Below are 15,028 nucleotides of genomic sequence, written 5' to 3' on the forward strand. Positions count from 1 at the left end.
TAAATAAATAATGTCAGACAACAAAGTAATATTGAATTACGACGGTAATTCATATGAATATCCAATCGTGGATAGTACTATCGGAGACAGAGGGATTGATATTTCAAAATTAAGAGACCAGACAGGTTTAATCACTCTGGATTTAGGTTACAAAAATACAGGAGCTACTATTAGCGACATCACTTACTTAGACGGAGATAAAGGAGAATTATTCTACAGAGGTTATCCAATCGAGCAGATTGCTGAGAAATCTAACTTCACTGAAGTAATGTATCTTTTATTACATGGAGAATTACCTACTCAGGATCAGTTTACTTCATTCGACAACAATATTAAAAAATATAACTTCATCGCAGACGAAATGAAAAAGATCATTGATGTTTTTCCTCGTTCTGCTCACCCTATGGGAGTTTTATCTTCTTTAACTTCTGCATTGACAGCTTTCAACCCGAAAGCAGTGAACGTAAACTCTAAAGAAGAAATGGATCACGCAGCTGAGCTGATGATCGCTAAATTCTCTCATCTTTGTGCCTGGACTTACAGAAAAACTCAGGGCTTACCATTAAACCACGGTGATAACAACCTGAACTACGTAGAGAACTTCTACAAAATGGCATTCAGATTACCAAACGCTGATTTCGAAATCGATCCGGTAGTAGTAAATGCTTTAGATAAATTATTAATCCTTCACGCAGACCACGAACAAAACTGTTCTACTTCTACAGTAAGAATGGTGGGTTCTGCTCACACAGGTCTTTTTGCTTCTATCTCTGCTGGGGTATCTGCACTTTGGGGCCCACTTCACGGTGGTGCTAACCAGGCGGTAATCGAAATGCTTGAACTAATCGAAAAAGATGGTGGTGATGTATCTAAATATGTTGCTAAAGCTAAAGATAAGGCTGATAATTTCCGTCTAATGGGATTCGGACACAGAGTTTACAAAAACTTCGACCCAAGAGCGAAAATCATCAAGAAAGCTGCTGACGATATCCTTACTGCATTAGGTATTCAGGATAAAGCTCTTGACATTGCAATGCAGTTAGAAAGAGTTGCCCTTGAAGACGAGTACTTCGTAGAAAGAAAACTATATCCAAACGTAGACTTCTACTCAGGTATCATCTACAGAGCATTAGGAATTCCTACAGAAATGTTTACTGTAATGTTTGCGTTAGGAAGACTTCCAGGATGGATTTCTCAGTGGAAAGAAATGAGACTGAAAGGAGACCCGATTGGAAGACCAAGACAGGTGTACCAAGGTGCTCAGGAAAGAAACTACATCGACATCGCAAGCAGATAATATTTGCTTACAATATAAAAGAATCCCAAAGCTTGCTTTGGGATTCTTTATTTTTACAACTTATTCAGTAATAGCTAAAGCCGTAATAAGATCATTCTTCGTTCGGAAATGAAAATTCAGCATTACCGGACTTCCATCAAAAGAACCTGAAATGTTAATTCTTAAAACAGTTGTATTATCATTCACCGAAAAATCTTTTACCTCAAACAAGGTTTTGTATTCACTATTGGATTTTTCATTCCATTGTCTTATTTCTTCTTTTCCCGTGTATATTTTTCCTTCATCAAATACGGATGCCTGTTCAGAAAAACAGTTAGAGAAAGAAATACTGTCAAAAAGTTCCTGTGCCTTCAAGAATTCCTGTAAAATGTTAGGTAAGTTCATATTGTTATTTTTAAATGATTAAACAGTTGGAATAGTGCCGCCATCTATTACATATTCGGTTCCGGTTAGATATTGTGCCCTTGGAGAAACTAAAAACCCAACAAACTCTGCAATATCTTCTGGCTGGGCGGGTTTACCAATGGGAATTCCACCCAACGCATCCATGACACTTTGAGTAGCCTCTTCTATTGACGTTTCTGAACTTTCAGCAATACGTTCCATCATTCGGATGGCAGATGAGGTCATGATCCAACCTGGAGAAACAGTAAGAACACGAACTCCCTTTGGAGAAACTTCTTTTGATAAACCTTTACTATAGTTGATCAGTCCGGCTTTGGCAGCAGCATACGGTAATGTAGAATCAAATAAAGGCAGCCTTCCCTGAATGGAGGCAATATGAATAATCACTCCCGTTTTTCGTTCCAGCATTTGCGGCAGAAACCCTCTGTCTAAACGAACGGGTGCCAATAAATTGGTCTGAATTGTATTTTCCCAGTCTTCATCACTCAAAACAGAGAAGCCGCCACCAGGCGTCTCTGAACCACCCAATGTATTAATTAAAATATCAAGCTTGCCAAAAGTAGACAGTACTTCTCTTACCAGCTTTTCAGTACCTTTTGCCAGGCTGAGATCTCCTGAAATAAAATAAAATTGATTATTCATCTCTTCAGGCTGATTTCTTGCAGTGACAATTACAGTAGCACCAGCAGTAAGTAGTCTTTCGGCAATAGCTTTTCCGGTTCCTTTTGTGCCTCCGGTCACCAAAGCAATTTTACCTGATAATTCGTTGTTGAAATGAAATGATTCTGTCATGATTTCTTTTTTGTACAAATTTCAGGAGTATGACCGGCTCTTACAAGTACGGTCTTACGAATCACATAGGGATAAATTAATCCCCTATTGAGATCTCATCTCATTGTGTTACATTTGTTTTATGTACGAAAGAAAAATCTTACCCAATCTGAATTGCGGTCTTGATCTGATTGCTGAAGTGCTCTATGGCAAATGGAAGATTCGTTTGCTGTGGTTTATCAATGAAGGATTTCAAAGGCCAAGTGAATTACAACGGAAAATTCCTGATGCTTCCCGCAGAGTATTGAATGTTCAGTTAAAAGAACTTGAAGAACATGATCTTGTCACTAAGAAAATTTATCCTGTTGTGCCGCCAAAAGTAGAATACAGGCTTACGGAATTCGGACAGACGTTGATTCCGGTAATTGCCACATTAGGGAAATGGGGTGATGATCATGAAGAACGCTTACGGATATTGATATTGAGAAGGCTTGAAAACTTGTCACAAAGTGAGAGAAACAATACCTGATATTAGCTTTTTTGATTTAACATCAGGTGAAAAAGTCTATACAATAGGAGAAGAAAACCTGCTTTCAAAAGCAGGTTTTCGTTTTTTTATTATGGACATTGGCATCTGTCACATGTCCAGATATAACAGTTTCCTGCATCATCCCATTCGCAGCATCTTCTGCCAGTGGAAATCGGAGCGCCTCCCATTACAGATTTTTGTTGATCTCTTCCTAATTTTTGTGCGTTTTTCAGCACCGGATTGTTTTTGTTCATGACTTTGATTTTTGGTGTTAATAGTTAAGTTTTATGATCTATAATTTCGCGAAAATTATATCACTAATATAGGAAATTAAATAATATAATTATCTATTTTTTTGTTCTTATGTAGATGGAAAATAGTAAGTTGTAGATGTTTTTGGGACTATTCACTGCAGTTGGCTGAACTGACAAGGAAATTTTGTTGAAGGGTGTTGATTTTAGAAATCAAATTTAATACATAAAATAATCCAAAAGTTTTACAGGTAGAGACCTTTACTTATATTTGTAGTATTGCATAAATCTTTATGAGACTAAATATTAAAAACGAAACGGGCAGGCTGAAGTCAGTAGTTTTAGGCCAGCCTAATTCATTGGGACCAGTTCCCACACTAGAGGAAAGTTATGACGCAAAGTCATATTACTCAATCGAACACAACATTTATCCTAAAGAAGAGGATATTATCAATGAAATGAACGCTTTTGAAGCGGTTTTAAAAAAGTATGATGTTGAAGTTCTGCGTCCTAGTATCATCAAAGACTACAATCAGGTTTTTTCAAGAGATGTAGCCTTTGTCATTGATGACAAGATGATCATTTCCAATGTGATTGCAGACAGAGCAGACGAACAGGAAGCCTACAAAAGTGTTTTTGAAAAAGTAGCATGGAGAAAAATTATTAATCTTCCAGAAACCGCACATATTGAAGGAGGAGATGTAATTGTATGGAATGACTTTATTTTCATCGGAACCTGCTTCAGCGAAGATTACAGAAACTATAAAACGGCAAGAACCAACGAGTATGCCATCGAAATCTTAAAAGAATATTTTCCTAAGAAAAGAATTATCGATCTGGAATTGAAGAAAAACGATAAAGTTCCGTTTGAAGGGATTCTGCATCTGGATTGTACATTTAATCCTGTGGGAGAAGACAAATGTATCATTTATAAAAACGGCTTCGTAGACGAAAGTGATTACCGTTTAATCATCGATATTTTTGGAGAAGAAAACTGCTTCCACATCAATGATGAAGAAATGTTTGAAATGTTTCCGAATATTTTCTCTATTTCTCCTGATGTAGTAGTTTCAGACAAAGCATTCACAAGAATGAATGACCATTTAAGAAACGAGTGGGGAATGACCGTTGAAGAAATTCCTTACAGAGAAATTTCCAAAATGGGAGGTTTATTGAGATGCTCTACAATGCCGCTTGTGAGAGAATAATGGAGTGGGAGAGTTTTAGTGTTTGAGAGTGGAGGAGTTTTAGAGTCTGAGCGTTAGAGTGTTGGTGGGTTTGAATATTTGTTTAAATTTAAAAAAATATTTGGGTATTTCGACAATTAAATTTCATCAGGACTTAAAAGTTTATCAACAATCATTTGAAACAGCACAGTTGATTTACGAACTCTCAAAATCCTTTCCAAAAGAAGAACTTTACTCACTTACAGATCAGATAAGAAGATCATCAAGATCTGTAACGGCAAATATTAGTGAGGCTTGGGGGAAAAGAAAATATGAAAAATCCTTCATCGCTAAGCTTACAGATTCGGAGGGAGAAGCGAGAGAAACCCAAACATGGCTTCAGTTTGCCTTTGCCTGCCATTATATGAATGAAGAGCAATATAATAATTTGCACAACAAGTATAACCAAATAATATGGATGTTAGTTAAAATGATGAGCCAGTCAGAAAAGTGGTGTTCATTTTCTTCGGTGAATAAAGAAGATAATAATTTGTAAAACGCTGTTCAGACTCTCAAACTCTTATACGCTAATACCCTCAAACTTATAAAAAATGCAGACAACAGATACCGTATTAATGATAGAACCGATTGCATTCGGTTACAACGCTGAGACAGCAAAAAATAATTATTTCCAGGTTGAGCAGACCGGTTCTGATATCCAGTCAAAAGCGTTGGCTGAGTTCAACACCTTTGTTGGAAAACTAAGAGAAAAAGGAATCAATGTGATCACCATAAAAGATACATTAGATCCCCATACTCCGGATTCTATATTCCCAAACAACTGGGTAAGCTTCCATAAAGATGGGAAGGTGGTTTTATATCCGATGTTCGCCTCCAACAGAAGAGTGGAAAGAAGAGAAGATATTATTGAAAGTATCCAGGAGCAGGGATTTGAAGTAGTTGAGGTGGATGACTGGTCTTTTTCTGAAACTCAGGGACATTTCCTGGAAGGAACAGGAAGCATGATTTTCGATCATGATAATAAAATTGCATATGGTTCTGTTTCTTTGAGACTGGATGAAAAACTGTTCAGAGAATTCTGTACCAAATACGGATTTGCTCCCGTTGTTTTCCATTCTTTCCAGACGGTAGGAACAGAAAGACTTCCTATCTATCATACCAATGTAATGATGTGTGTAGCAGACCGATTTGTGGTAATCTGCCTTGACTGTATCGATGATGAACTGGAAAGAGAAAAAGTAGTGGAAACGATTAAAGGCTCAGGAAAAGAAATCATCGAAATTTCTGAAGAGCAGATGCAGCAGTTTGCAGGAAATATGCTTCAGGTTCAAAACAAAGAAGGCGAGAAGTTCCTGGTGATGAGCCAGACAGCCTATCAGTCTTTATCTTCAGAACAGGTAGCCGCTATTGAAAAATACTGCGAAATTATCTATTCAGACCTGAATACTATTGAAGTAAATGGTGGAGGAAGCGCAAGATGTATGCTTGCTGAGGTTTTTCTTCCAAAAAAATAATATATTTACCAAAAAAATTAATTGAACCCATTATCAAGTAAAGGTTTACATATTCTTCTGACTTTGGAAACAGAGTCAGAAGATTTGTTATTAGACAGCAAAGGTTTTCTGACGTTTACAGAAGATATTCTGAAAACTAAAGATGTAGAAATTGTAGGAGTAACCAATCATATTTTTGAAAATGAGAGTTTTACTTCTGCAGTAATCCTGAAAGAGTCTCACCTTTGTATCCACACGTGGCCGGAATTTAAACAGCTTACTTTTGATGTTTTCCTTTGTAATTATACGCAGGACAATACCAAAAAAGTAGAGCAGATTGCAGATGAAGTAGTTCAGTATTTTAAAGCTAATACCATTCAGAAACACAAAATTTACAGATAAAATGCACTATGTCTGCCCAGCATGCGAATCAGAAAATACATTAGATCTTAATTTTCCTATCGAGGAATATGTTTGTAAAACCTGCTCTCACCTCATTGATGTAGCAGGAAATAAAAAGATTAAACATTTGAAAGTACCTACAGAAAATGTTGTCTTGGATGTAGGACAGAAAGGAAATATTGATGGAGTAGAGTATACAGTCGTTGCAATTACTGTCAAAAAATACGGAAACAGTATTTTCTGGCGGGAGTATTCTTTAAAAGACAGCAAAGGAAATGATGCTTTCCTGAGTGAGAGTGATGGACATTGGGTTTTCCTGATTTCTATGCATCCTGATGATTTTAAAGGCAAAGCTTCTAAATTACCTACCTATGCCGGGCGAACATATCGCTGGTACGAAAATACTCCATGCACTATTTATGCTGCTGCCGGCTTTTTTGACGAACACATTGATTTCAGCGTTGCGACCTACAAAGAATATGTCAACGGAACCCGTATGATCTCTCAGGAAAAGACCGCTAAGAAAAGCCAGTATTTTTATGGAGTTCACATTTCAAAACATGATGTTAAAAGAGCTTTTAAAATAGCTCACATGCCGTATTATACAGGAGTCGGAATTGTCCAGCCTTATTATTTTGATATGAAACAGGCGGTGAACATTTTTTGCGTGGGCGCATTAATGATATGTCTGCTTCAGCTCTACGTGTATATCTCACGAACTAACGAAACTGTTTTTGCGGAGACCATCAATTTTGCTGATGTAAAAGACAAAGAAATGGTCAGCAAAAGTTTTACCCTTTCAGGAGGTTCTGCACCATTAAAAGTGAATGCATTTTCAGGTGTTGATAATTCCTGGGCTAATGTTCAGTTGAGTCTTGTGAATGAAAAGACTAATGAAATTGTCTATACCTCAAAAGATATCGAACAATATCATGGGTACGAAGATGGAGAAAGCTGGTCAGAAGGAAGTCAGTCTGAAGAATTTAACCTTTGTGGAGTAAGCTCGGGACAATATCACTTTCTTATTTCAGCAGAAAAGGAAGGATCTTTATTACCTGCATTTTCCGGTCTTCAGTCACCGGATTCAAGGATATTAATCTCCAGGGATAAATCAGGAACAGTAGAGGTAACCGATATCTATAAAGGGCAACCTATCACTTTCATAGACGGAAAGACTTTAGAAAAAGATACAACAGAATTAGGTAAACTGGTGAAAGCTTCCTTTGGAACTTCAAAAATAGATTCTCTTATCAATACAGAAGGGTTAAGACTCACTACAGATCCTATTTCAAACAATACCTATATACAGCTCAAAGCGACCTGGCTTCCTGTTTCATTCTGGAACTTCGGATTCATTTTATTCATAATGATTGCACTCTTTGTCGCCATGTGGATAGGAAAACATTTCTTTAATGTGAATAAATGGAAGAATAGTTCAAACACCCCTTATCCTGCAAATGATAACTAATATTACCAATTACATAAGACAAAACTGGATACTCTGCTTGATCGGAGGGTTTTTCATGACCTGGTTTGTATACCTTACCTATCAGGGAAATCAGGTCTGCGACTGTGCCAAAACAGAAACATACCGCGACGGAACTACAAGAAGTCATTCCAGAGTAGGATTCTACAGATACTATCACAAATAAAAATATAAAAACTATGGACAACATCAATTTCTTACCCATACTAAACTCGGTTCTTTACTCATTTTTAGGAATCGCTATTCTGCTGGTGTGCTATTTCGTTATTGAAAAGCTTACCCCGGAAAAAACATGGCATGAGATCGCTCAGAATAAAAATATAGCACTGGCTATTGTTTTCGGAGCATTTATCATCGGAATTTCAATGATTATAAGCGCGGCAATTCATGGATAAGAAGAGGATTCCTCTTGAGCTGCTTTTATTGTTTTCAGTATTCGTCATTGCTACATGTGGATTGATTTATGAGCTGGTGGCAGGAGCCCTGGCGAGCTATCTTTTAGGAGACTCTGTAAAGCAGTTTTCTTTCATTATCGGAGTGTATCTCTTTTCAATGGGAGTAGGTTCCTATCTTGCGAAATTCATCAAAGGAAATCTTATTGATAAATTCATTGAGATCGAAATCCTGGTGGGAATCGTAGGGGGAATCAGCTCTGTAATGCTGTTTATTTTATTTAATACACTCGCACACTTTGAAAGCGTTTTATATCTTTTCGTCTTTTTCACGGGATGTCTCGTCGGAGTAGAAATTCCGCTTTTGATGAACATTTTGAAAGACAGAGTTCAGTTTAAAGATTTAGTTTCAAACGTCTTTGCGTTCGATTATATCGGAGCTTTATTGGCATCGATTCTTTTTCCATTGGTTTTGATTCCGAAATTAGGAATTGTAAAGACACCTTTGTTTTTTGGATTGATCAATATCTCTATTGCGATATTCCTGTGCTATTATCTTACAAAGGAATTATCAAAACCCCTTTCCCTCAAAGTAAAATCTATCGCGGCATTTGCATTCTTGCTGGGACTTTTCTTTTTTTCAGATACGATTCTGTCTTATTCTGAAGAAAAACTATATGGCGAAAATGTGGTTTATACTAAAAGTTCACCTTATCAAAGAATCGTTTTAACGAGGAATACGCACGAATTCCGTTTGTATTTAAATAATAACTTACAGTTTTCTTCAACGGATGAATACCGTTACCATGAAGCTTTAGTACATCCTGCTATGTCGATGGCAAAAAACATTGATAATGTCCTGATTTTGGGAGGAGGTGACGGCTTCGCAGCCAGAGAAGTATTGAAATACAAAGACGTTAAAAAAGTAACCCTGGTGGATCTTGATGGTGAAATGACTCAGTTTTTCAAGACCAATGAAACCATGCGCAGGCTGAACCAGAATTCTTTTTCCAATCCAAAAGTAGAAATCATCAATAAAGACGCTTACATATGGGTAAAAGACAGTAAAAAGAAATTTGACGTCATCATCATAGACTTTCCTGATCCGTCCAATTATAGCTTAGGAAAACTCTATTCCCTGCAGTTTTATAAAGAACTGGAGAAGCTGACAACGCTTGATACGAAAATTGTGGTTCAGACCACATCTCCATATTTTGCTCCGAAATCTTTCTGGTGTATTGAGAAAACAATCAATCAGATTTTTCCTTTCACAGCAGCGTATCATACCTATGTTCCGTCTTTTGGAGAATGGGGATTTTCGATGGCTTCATTTGAGCCCGTCAACAACAGAGTTTACAGAAAGCTTCCCGGCTTAAAATACTATGATTATAACTTTTCACAGATGTCTTATTTTAATAAAGATATGAAAGTGAAAGATGTAGAAGTTAACCGTCTGGACAACCAGATATTAGTCCGTTATTTCGATGAAGAATGGGGGAAAGTACAGTAGAAAGGATTTTCTTACAACTATATTTTTAGGTAGCCTTATGCTTCCCTTTTTGCAGTATTGCGGAAAGAAAGTAAAAGCTTTACTGCTAAAGATCACCGGAACTAATCATGTTCTAGGTCATAAGTTATGGGCAAAAGATTTTCCACAGTTTTCAGAAGTTATCCACACAAAATATCTTATCGTGGGTGGTGGGATTTCCGGACTTTCGGCATGTAGATTCTTCAGTCAGAATAATGAACAGGATTATCTTCTCCTTGAGATGGAAAACCATCTGGGAGGAAATTCTTCCAACGGACAGAATTCATTTTCAAAATTTCCTTTGGGAGCCCATTATTTACCTTTACCTAATAAGGAAAACGTAGAAATAATAGATTTCCTGAAAGAATGTAAAATCTGTTTGGGAACAGAACAAAACGGAGACCCCATTCTTGATGAATACCAAATGACTTTTCCACAGCAGGAAAGACTTTTCTATAAAAACTCATGGCAGAATGATATTGTGCCTCAGAGAGGTATTTCAGAAACAACACAACAAGAGCTTACCCGTTTTTTTAAGCTGATGGATGAGCTTCGTGTAAAGAAAGACACTGAAGGAAGATATTGGTTCGCCATTCCCGTACATGATTCCAGTAGAGATGATGAGGTGGTAAAACTTGAAAAAGTAATATTCAAAGATTGGCTCAAAGAAAATAACTATCATTCAGAGGAACTTCTCTGGCTGTTGGATTATTCCTGCAGAGACGATTTCGGATTGGGAATTGACTATGTTTCAGCATGGGCAGGTATCCATTACTTTGCCGGAAGAAAAAACAACTGGAGCACGAAATATAAAGATCAGGTATTCACATGGCCGGAAGGAAATGCAAGACTGGCAAACCATTTTTCAAAATATACAGAGGGAAAACACATGCCAGAAAACTTAGTTTTTGATGTGAAAATCAATGATAGAGTTGAAGTATTGAGTTTTGATAATGCTCAAAAGAAAACTAAAAAGATCATTGCAGATAAAGTACTGTTTGCAACCCCGCAATTTGTGAATGAAAGAATTTTTAATCAAAAAAGAGCATCATCATTCCATTATGTGCCGTGGCTTTTAACAACGATTACGTTAAAGAATGAATTTGGAGGAGATGAAGAGCTGGCCTGGGATAATATGATCTACGGGACTTCCGGATTGGGGTATATTTTTGACCAGCATCAGAATCTGAACCAGATTATAGGTGAAAAAGTAATTACCCACTATAAGAGTTTTTCAACTGCAGATTGCAAAAAAGCGAGGAAAAAGCTGTATGCCATGAAAGAATCTGAACTTAAAACTTTAGTTTTGGATGATTTGAAGAAAGCCCATCCATTGATAGAAGATTTCATTCTGGAAATGCAGTTTCATAAAATAGGACATGCAATGATTGCTCCGGTTCCCAATCAGATTTTTGGTGAAGAAACTCAAAAAGCGAAAGAGTCCATAGAAGGGAAAATTTTCTTTGCCCACTCTGATCTTTCCGGAATATCCATTTTTGAAGAAGCCTTTTATCAGGGAATCCGGACTGCAGGACAAATGATACAATGATACAATGAAACAGCCGTGGATACATAACGTAAAAACAGACTGGTGGTTTATTCTATCACCACCTTTCCTTGTATTGCTTGTTATTTTTCTTTTTCAGAAACAGATTCAGGGGCTGGAAAATCATTATTCCTTTTACACATGGCTTTTTCTGATCGTTTTTGTGGATGTAGCTCACGTATATTCTACGCTGTTCAAAACGTATTTCGTAAAGGGAGAAATACAGAAAAATAAATGGCTTTATCTCGGAATTCCTGCGGTAAGCTGGATTTTAGGGATTATCCTTTTTCAATTTGGAAGTCTTACATTCTGGTCGGTACTGGCATTGGTAGCCGTTTTTCATTTTATACGCCAGCAATATGGTTTTATGAGAATTTACGCCCGCTTTGAACCGAATAACTGGAGTAAAAGAATAGATGAGGTGGCTGTTTATTCTGCTACCATTTATCCGATGTTGTACTGGTTTAAAACTCCTCGTGCCTTTACGTGGTTTGTCGATAACGAATTTGACTGGTTTCAAAATCTTCCGGATTATATTCCGTTCATTACAATCATCTATTTTGCCATTCTGATCATCTGGATTATTAAAACTGTAATTGAAGCTTTTAAAACAAAGAATATTAACATTCCGAAAACAGCACTGATCACCGGAACTTTTCTTTCCTGGTATTTTGGGATTGTCTATTTTAACAATGATCTTTTGTTTACTTTTCTGAATGTGATTTCTCACGGAATTCCCTATATCGCATTGATCTACATCCGGGAAATACAACAAAAAGAAAATCATCAGCTGAACAGGATGCAGATTTTTAAATCTTTTTCAGGAATCTTTTTGTTTATAGGAGTTCTTTTAAGCTTTGCTTTCATGGAAGAATTTTTGTGGGAAACTCTGGTATGGAATGAACATTTTTCCTTGAATGTGATTATTTCAGAAAAATTATCACAGTTCCTTGTTCCATTGTTAGTTGTTCCGCAGCTTACCCATTATCTTCTGGATGGCTTTATTTGGAGAAAACCCAAAAAAGTTGCCTAACTTTGTCTTAATCTTTAAAATCTAAAAATGAGACAATATTTTCTGTCACTGGCAATTTTTCTAGGAATGATTGTAGGTGCTCAGCAGAAAACATTCTGCAATCCCATCAATATTGATTATGGGTATACTCCGTTTGAAGTCTTTTCAAAACAAGGGAAACATCGTGCTACAGCAGATCCGGTGATTGTTAATTTTAAAAATAAACTGTTTCTTTTTTCTACCAACCAGGAAGGATACTGGTATAGTGATGATATGCTGGACTGGAAGTTTGTGAAAAGAAAGTTTTTAAGAGATAATAAATACATCCATGATCTTAATGCTCCTGCGGTATGGGCAATGAAAGACACTCTATATGTATATGGTTCTACCTGGGAACAGGATTTTCCGATCTGGAAAAGTACAAACCCCACCAAGGATGATTGGAAAATTGCAGTGGATACTTTAAAAGTGGGAGCTTGGGATCCGGCGTTCCATTATGATGAAGATAAAAATAAACTCTATCTGTACTGGGGTTCAAGTAATGAATGGCCATTGCTGGGAACAGAGGTGAAAGTAAAAAATCTTCAGTCTGAAGGTTTCGTTAAGCCCATTATTAAACTAAAACCTGAAGATCACGGCTGGGAACGCTTCGGAGAATACAATGACAACGTTTTTCTTCAGCCTTTTGTAGAAGGGGCATGGATGACAAAACACAACGGAAAATATTATATGCAGTATGGCGCTCCGGCAACAGAATTCAGTGGATACTCGGATGGAGTGTATGTGAGCAAAAGTCCTTTGGAAGGGTTCGAGTATCAACAACATAATCCATTCTCTTATAAACCGGGAGGTTTTGCCAGAGGAGCAGGCCATGGAGCTACGTTTGAGGACAATTACAAGAACTGGTGGCACGTTTCCACAATTTTTATTTCTACTAAAAATAATTTTGAAAGAAGGCTGGGAATATGGCCGGCCGGCTTTGATAAAGATGATGTGATGTACTGTAATACGGCATATGGCGATTATCCTACTTACCTTCCGCAATATGCACAGGGCAAAGATTTTACGAAAGGTCTTTTTGCCGGATGGATGCTGTTGAATTATAATAAACCGGTTCAGGTTTCATCTACTTTGGGAGGGTATCAGCCCAACTATGCTGTAGATGAAGATATCAAAACGTACTGGAGTGCCAAAACCGGAAATTCCGGAGAATGGTTTCAGACAGATCTGGGAGAAGTTTCTACCATCAATGCCATTCAGATCAATTATGCAGATCAGGATGCCGAGTTTATGGGGAAAACCTTTGGGAAAATGCATCAGTACAAAATCTATGGTTCCAATGACGGGAAAAAATGGAGTGTGATTGTGGATAAAAGCAAAAACACTAAAGATGTTCCTCACGATTATGTAGAACTTGAACAACCTGCAAAAGCCCGTTTCCTTAAAATGGAAAATCTGAAGATGCCAACAGGAAAATTTGCATTAAGCGGCTTCAGAGTGTTTGGAAAAGGAGCAGGGAAACAGCCTGCTAAAGTGGAAGGGTTTGTTCCTCTGAGAGCTGATCCAAAGAAATATGGTGAAAGAAGAAGTATCTGGATGAAATGGCAGCAAAACCCTGAAGCGGATGGTTATGTAATCTATTTTGGAAAGACTCCCGATAAATTGTATGGAAGTATTATGGTCTACGGAAAGAATGAGTATTTCTTTACAGGGGCAGACAGAACAGATGCATACTATTTCCAGATTGAAGCTTTTAATGCGAATGGCGTTTCTGAAAGAACGACTGTTGTAAAATCAGAATAGATCAAAGTAAAATATAAAAAATGACACGTTTTGAAAAATCAGGACGTGTTATTTTTTGTCTGTTTTCTTGAGAAATGTTTCTATTTTATTGATAAGAAATTGATCATTTGGGTGTTTATCCCAGTCCAGATGTCCGCCATTGAATGAATAAGACTCATGGAAGATATGTTTTTTATTTAAAACAGAATCTAAGATTTTCTCTTGTGAAGACGGGATAACACGATCCGAATTTCCATAGTAAGATAAAGTAGGAGGAGAGTTTTCATTGATCCATTTCACAGGGCTTGCGAAATCTATTCTGGAAGTTTCAGAATCCACTACACGAGGATCTACAAGTCTTCTTTCCACAAAGGAATATTCCTGATAGTTTTTAAAACCCCGATCTGAAAGGTCTGCAGGACCAACAATATTAATTACAGCCTTTATTTTTTTATCTGTATCCAATTTATAAGCATACAGCATGGATAAATGGGCTCCCGCACTGTTTCCCAATAATATCAGCTTGGGACTGTACCCAAGCTTTTTTTCTAGGAAGGCGGAAACATATTTAATATCATTTATCTGATTGGGTAAGCCATAATGAGTTTCTGATGTCAGTCTGTAATTCATATTGACAAAAATATGATCAGGAAATTTCTGCATCATAGAGAGTGTGAAAAAGGTAAGCTGCGATTTATCTCCAGCCCTCCAGCCTCCACCATGAATTATAATAAAAACATCCTTTTCTTTGTTTGTTCGTGTAGATGGAATATAAAGATCCATAACCTGCTCTGGATTGTTTCCATAGTGAATATTTTCCTCCTTATCAAAGTGGATATCTTTGCCAAGCTTTATCTTTTTTTCTTTGCAGGCCGTCCACAGAAAAAGGAGGCTAAGGCAAATTAAAATAACTCGTATGTGTTTTTTCATAGCTATTAAATATAAAA

Annotated in this window: 17 protein-coding genes; 13 read left to right on the forward strand and 4 right to left on the reverse strand. The window is 37.0% G+C overall.

From position 1 onward, the window contains the following. The first annotated feature begins 10 nt into the window (after positions 1–10). Entirely contained in the window at positions 11–1,297 is a 1,287-nt protein-coding gene (locus tag RHP76_RS17585; RefSeq protein WP_047427632.1) for a citrate synthase, read from the forward strand. Between the two features lie 60 nt (positions 1,298–1,357). On the opposite strand, the gene RHP76_RS17590 is transcribed toward RHP76_RS17585, so the two are convergent. Both RHP76_RS17590 and RHP76_RS17595 read right to left on the reverse strand, forming a co-directional pair. After that, positions 1,358–1,681, reverse strand: coding sequence for a nuclear transport factor 2-like protein (locus tag RHP76_RS17590; protein ID WP_120232602.1), 324 nt, complete (start codon positions 1,679–1,681; stop codon positions 1,358–1,360). A gap of 18 nt (positions 1,682–1,699) precedes the next feature. Next, the gene (locus tag RHP76_RS17595) at positions 1,700–2,494 is read right to left on the reverse strand and encodes an SDR family oxidoreductase (protein ID WP_311228686.1); all 795 of its coding nucleotides are present in this window, start codon (positions 2,492–2,494) and stop codon (positions 1,700–1,702) included. A 121-nt stretch (positions 2,495–2,615) separates the two neighbouring features. Between RHP76_RS17595 and RHP76_RS17600 the strand changes: the two genes are divergently transcribed. Beyond that, positions 2,616–3,002: a winged helix-turn-helix transcriptional regulator gene (locus RHP76_RS17600; RefSeq protein ID WP_062673639.1), complete on the forward strand. Its 387-nt coding sequence runs from the start codon at positions 2,616–2,618 to the stop codon at positions 3,000–3,002. Positions 3,003–3,091: 89 nt separating this feature from the next. Here RHP76_RS17600 and RHP76_RS17605 read toward each other — a convergent pair whose 3' ends face one another. Beyond that, positions 3,092–3,256 carry a hypothetical protein gene (locus RHP76_RS17605; protein ID WP_156121335.1) on the reverse strand — a complete coding sequence of 55 codons (165 nt, stop codon included), beginning with the start codon at positions 3,254–3,256 and terminating at the stop codon, positions 3,092–3,094. 290 nt (positions 3,257–3,546) lie between these two features. Between RHP76_RS17605 and RHP76_RS17610 the strand changes: the two genes are divergently transcribed. The 11 genes from RHP76_RS17610 (at position 3,547) to RHP76_RS17660 (ending at position 14,102) form a co-directional block, all read left to right on the forward strand. Next, entirely contained in the window at positions 3,547–4,461 is a 915-nt protein-coding gene (locus RHP76_RS17610) for a dimethylarginine dimethylaminohydrolase family protein (RefSeq protein ID WP_062673641.1), read from the forward strand. A gap of 100 nt (positions 4,462–4,561) precedes the next feature. Next, positions 4,562–4,975, forward strand: coding sequence for a four helix bundle protein (locus RHP76_RS17615; protein WP_311228687.1), 414 nt, complete (start codon positions 4,562–4,564; stop codon positions 4,973–4,975). 55 nt (positions 4,976–5,030) lie between these two features. Then, positions 5,031–5,954 (forward strand): citrulline utilization hydrolase CtlX, encoded by a 924-nt coding sequence (gene ctlX / locus RHP76_RS17620; RefSeq protein ID WP_062673645.1) that lies wholly within the window; start codon positions 5,031–5,033, stop codon positions 5,952–5,954. Positions 5,955–5,975: 21 nt separating this feature from the next. Next, positions 5,976–6,335 (forward strand): S-adenosylmethionine decarboxylase family protein, encoded by a 360-nt coding sequence (locus tag RHP76_RS17625; RefSeq protein ID WP_062673647.1) that lies wholly within the window; start codon positions 5,976–5,978, stop codon positions 6,333–6,335. Position 6,336: 1 nt separating this feature from the next. After that, positions 6,337–7,803 carry a DUF4178 domain-containing protein gene (locus RHP76_RS17630; RefSeq protein WP_311228688.1) on the forward strand — a complete coding sequence of 489 codons (1,467 nt, stop codon included), beginning with the start codon at positions 6,337–6,339 and terminating at the stop codon, positions 7,801–7,803. Further along, on the forward strand, positions 7,793–7,987 hold the full coding sequence (locus RHP76_RS17635; RefSeq protein WP_062673651.1) for a hypothetical protein: 195 nt from the start codon (positions 7,793–7,795) through the stop codon (positions 7,985–7,987). The genes RHP76_RS17630 and RHP76_RS17635 overlap by 11 nt, the downstream gene beginning before the upstream one ends. A gap of 13 nt (positions 7,988–8,000) precedes the next feature. Further along, positions 8,001–8,216: a DUF350 domain-containing protein gene (locus RHP76_RS17640; RefSeq protein ID WP_062673653.1), complete on the forward strand. Its 216-nt coding sequence runs from the start codon at positions 8,001–8,003 to the stop codon at positions 8,214–8,216. Beyond that, positions 8,209–9,723, forward strand: a complete 1,515-nt coding sequence (locus tag RHP76_RS17645; protein WP_311228689.1) for a polyamine aminopropyltransferase — start codon at positions 8,209–8,211, stop codon at positions 9,721–9,723. Before RHP76_RS17640 ends, RHP76_RS17645 begins: the two co-directional genes overlap by 8 nt. A gap of 37 nt (positions 9,724–9,760) precedes the next feature. After that, on the forward strand, positions 9,761–11,290 hold the full coding sequence (locus tag RHP76_RS17650) for a flavin monoamine oxidase family protein (RefSeq protein ID WP_311228690.1): 1,530 nt from the start codon (positions 9,761–9,763) through the stop codon (positions 11,288–11,290). A 4-nt stretch (positions 11,291–11,294) separates the two neighbouring features. After that, positions 11,295–12,320 carry a hypothetical protein gene (locus RHP76_RS17655; RefSeq protein WP_311228691.1) on the forward strand — a complete coding sequence of 342 codons (1,026 nt, stop codon included), beginning with the start codon at positions 11,295–11,297 and terminating at the stop codon, positions 12,318–12,320. Between the two features lie 27 nt (positions 12,321–12,347). Further along, a complete protein-coding gene (locus RHP76_RS17660; RefSeq protein WP_288443914.1) occupies positions 12,348–14,102 on the forward strand; it encodes a discoidin domain-containing protein in 1,755 nt (584 codons plus the stop codon). A gap of 48 nt (positions 14,103–14,150) precedes the next feature. On the opposite strand, the gene RHP76_RS17665 is transcribed toward RHP76_RS17660, so the two are convergent. Next, entirely contained in the window at positions 14,151–15,011 is an 861-nt protein-coding gene (locus RHP76_RS17665) for an alpha/beta hydrolase fold domain-containing protein (protein WP_311228692.1), read from the reverse strand. Positions 15,012–15,028 lie beyond the last annotated feature (17 nt).

The organism is Chryseobacterium sp. SG20098 (genome assembly GCF_031844745.1).
GTDB lineage: Bacteria > Bacteroidota > Bacteroidia > Flavobacteriales > Weeksellaceae > Chryseobacterium > Chryseobacterium cucumeris.

What these genes read in the sequence shown, in the direction of transcription:
- RHP76_RS17585 (WP_047427632.1), top strand. Translation starts at nt 11, where the DNA reads ATGTCAGACAACAAAGTAATATTGAATTACGACGGTAATTCATATGAA.
- RHP76_RS17590 (WP_120232602.1), bottom strand. Translation starts at nt 1,681, where the DNA reads ATGAACTTACCTAACATTTTACAGGAATTCTTGAAGGCACAGGAACTT.
- RHP76_RS17595 (WP_311228686.1), bottom strand. Translation starts at nt 2,494, where the DNA reads ATGACAGAATCATTTCATTTCAACAACGAATTATCAGGTAAAATTGCT.
- RHP76_RS17600 (WP_062673639.1), top strand. Translation starts at nt 2,616, where the DNA reads ATGTACGAAAGAAAAATCTTACCCAATCTGAATTGCGGTCTTGATCTG.
- RHP76_RS17605 (WP_156121335.1), bottom strand. Translation starts at nt 3,256, where the DNA reads ATGAACAAAAACAATCCGGTGCTGAAAAACGCACAAAAATTAGGAAGA.
- RHP76_RS17610 (WP_062673641.1), top strand. Translation starts at nt 3,547, where the DNA reads ATGAGACTAAATATTAAAAACGAAACGGGCAGGCTGAAGTCAGTAGTT.
- ctlX (WP_062673645.1), top strand. Translation starts at nt 5,031, where the DNA reads ATGCAGACAACAGATACCGTATTAATGATAGAACCGATTGCATTCGGT.
- RHP76_RS17630 (WP_311228688.1), top strand. Translation starts at nt 6,337, where the DNA reads ATGCACTATGTCTGCCCAGCATGCGAATCAGAAAATACATTAGATCTT.
- RHP76_RS17635 (WP_062673651.1), top strand. Translation starts at nt 7,793, where the DNA reads ATGATAACTAATATTACCAATTACATAAGACAAAACTGGATACTCTGC.
- RHP76_RS17640 (WP_062673653.1), top strand. Translation starts at nt 8,001, where the DNA reads ATGGACAACATCAATTTCTTACCCATACTAAACTCGGTTCTTTACTCA.
- RHP76_RS17645 (WP_311228689.1), top strand. Translation starts at nt 8,209, where the DNA reads ATGGATAAGAAGAGGATTCCTCTTGAGCTGCTTTTATTGTTTTCAGTA.
- RHP76_RS17650 (WP_311228690.1), top strand. Translation starts at nt 9,761, where the DNA reads ATGCTTCCCTTTTTGCAGTATTGCGGAAAGAAAGTAAAAGCTTTACTG.
- RHP76_RS17655 (WP_311228691.1), top strand. Translation starts at nt 11,295, where the DNA reads ATGAAACAGCCGTGGATACATAACGTAAAAACAGACTGGTGGTTTATT.
- RHP76_RS17660 (WP_288443914.1), top strand. Translation starts at nt 12,348, where the DNA reads ATGAGACAATATTTTCTGTCACTGGCAATTTTTCTAGGAATGATTGTA.
- RHP76_RS17665 (WP_311228692.1), bottom strand. Translation starts at nt 15,011, where the DNA reads ATGAAAAAACACATACGAGTTATTTTAATTTGCCTTAGCCTCCTTTTT.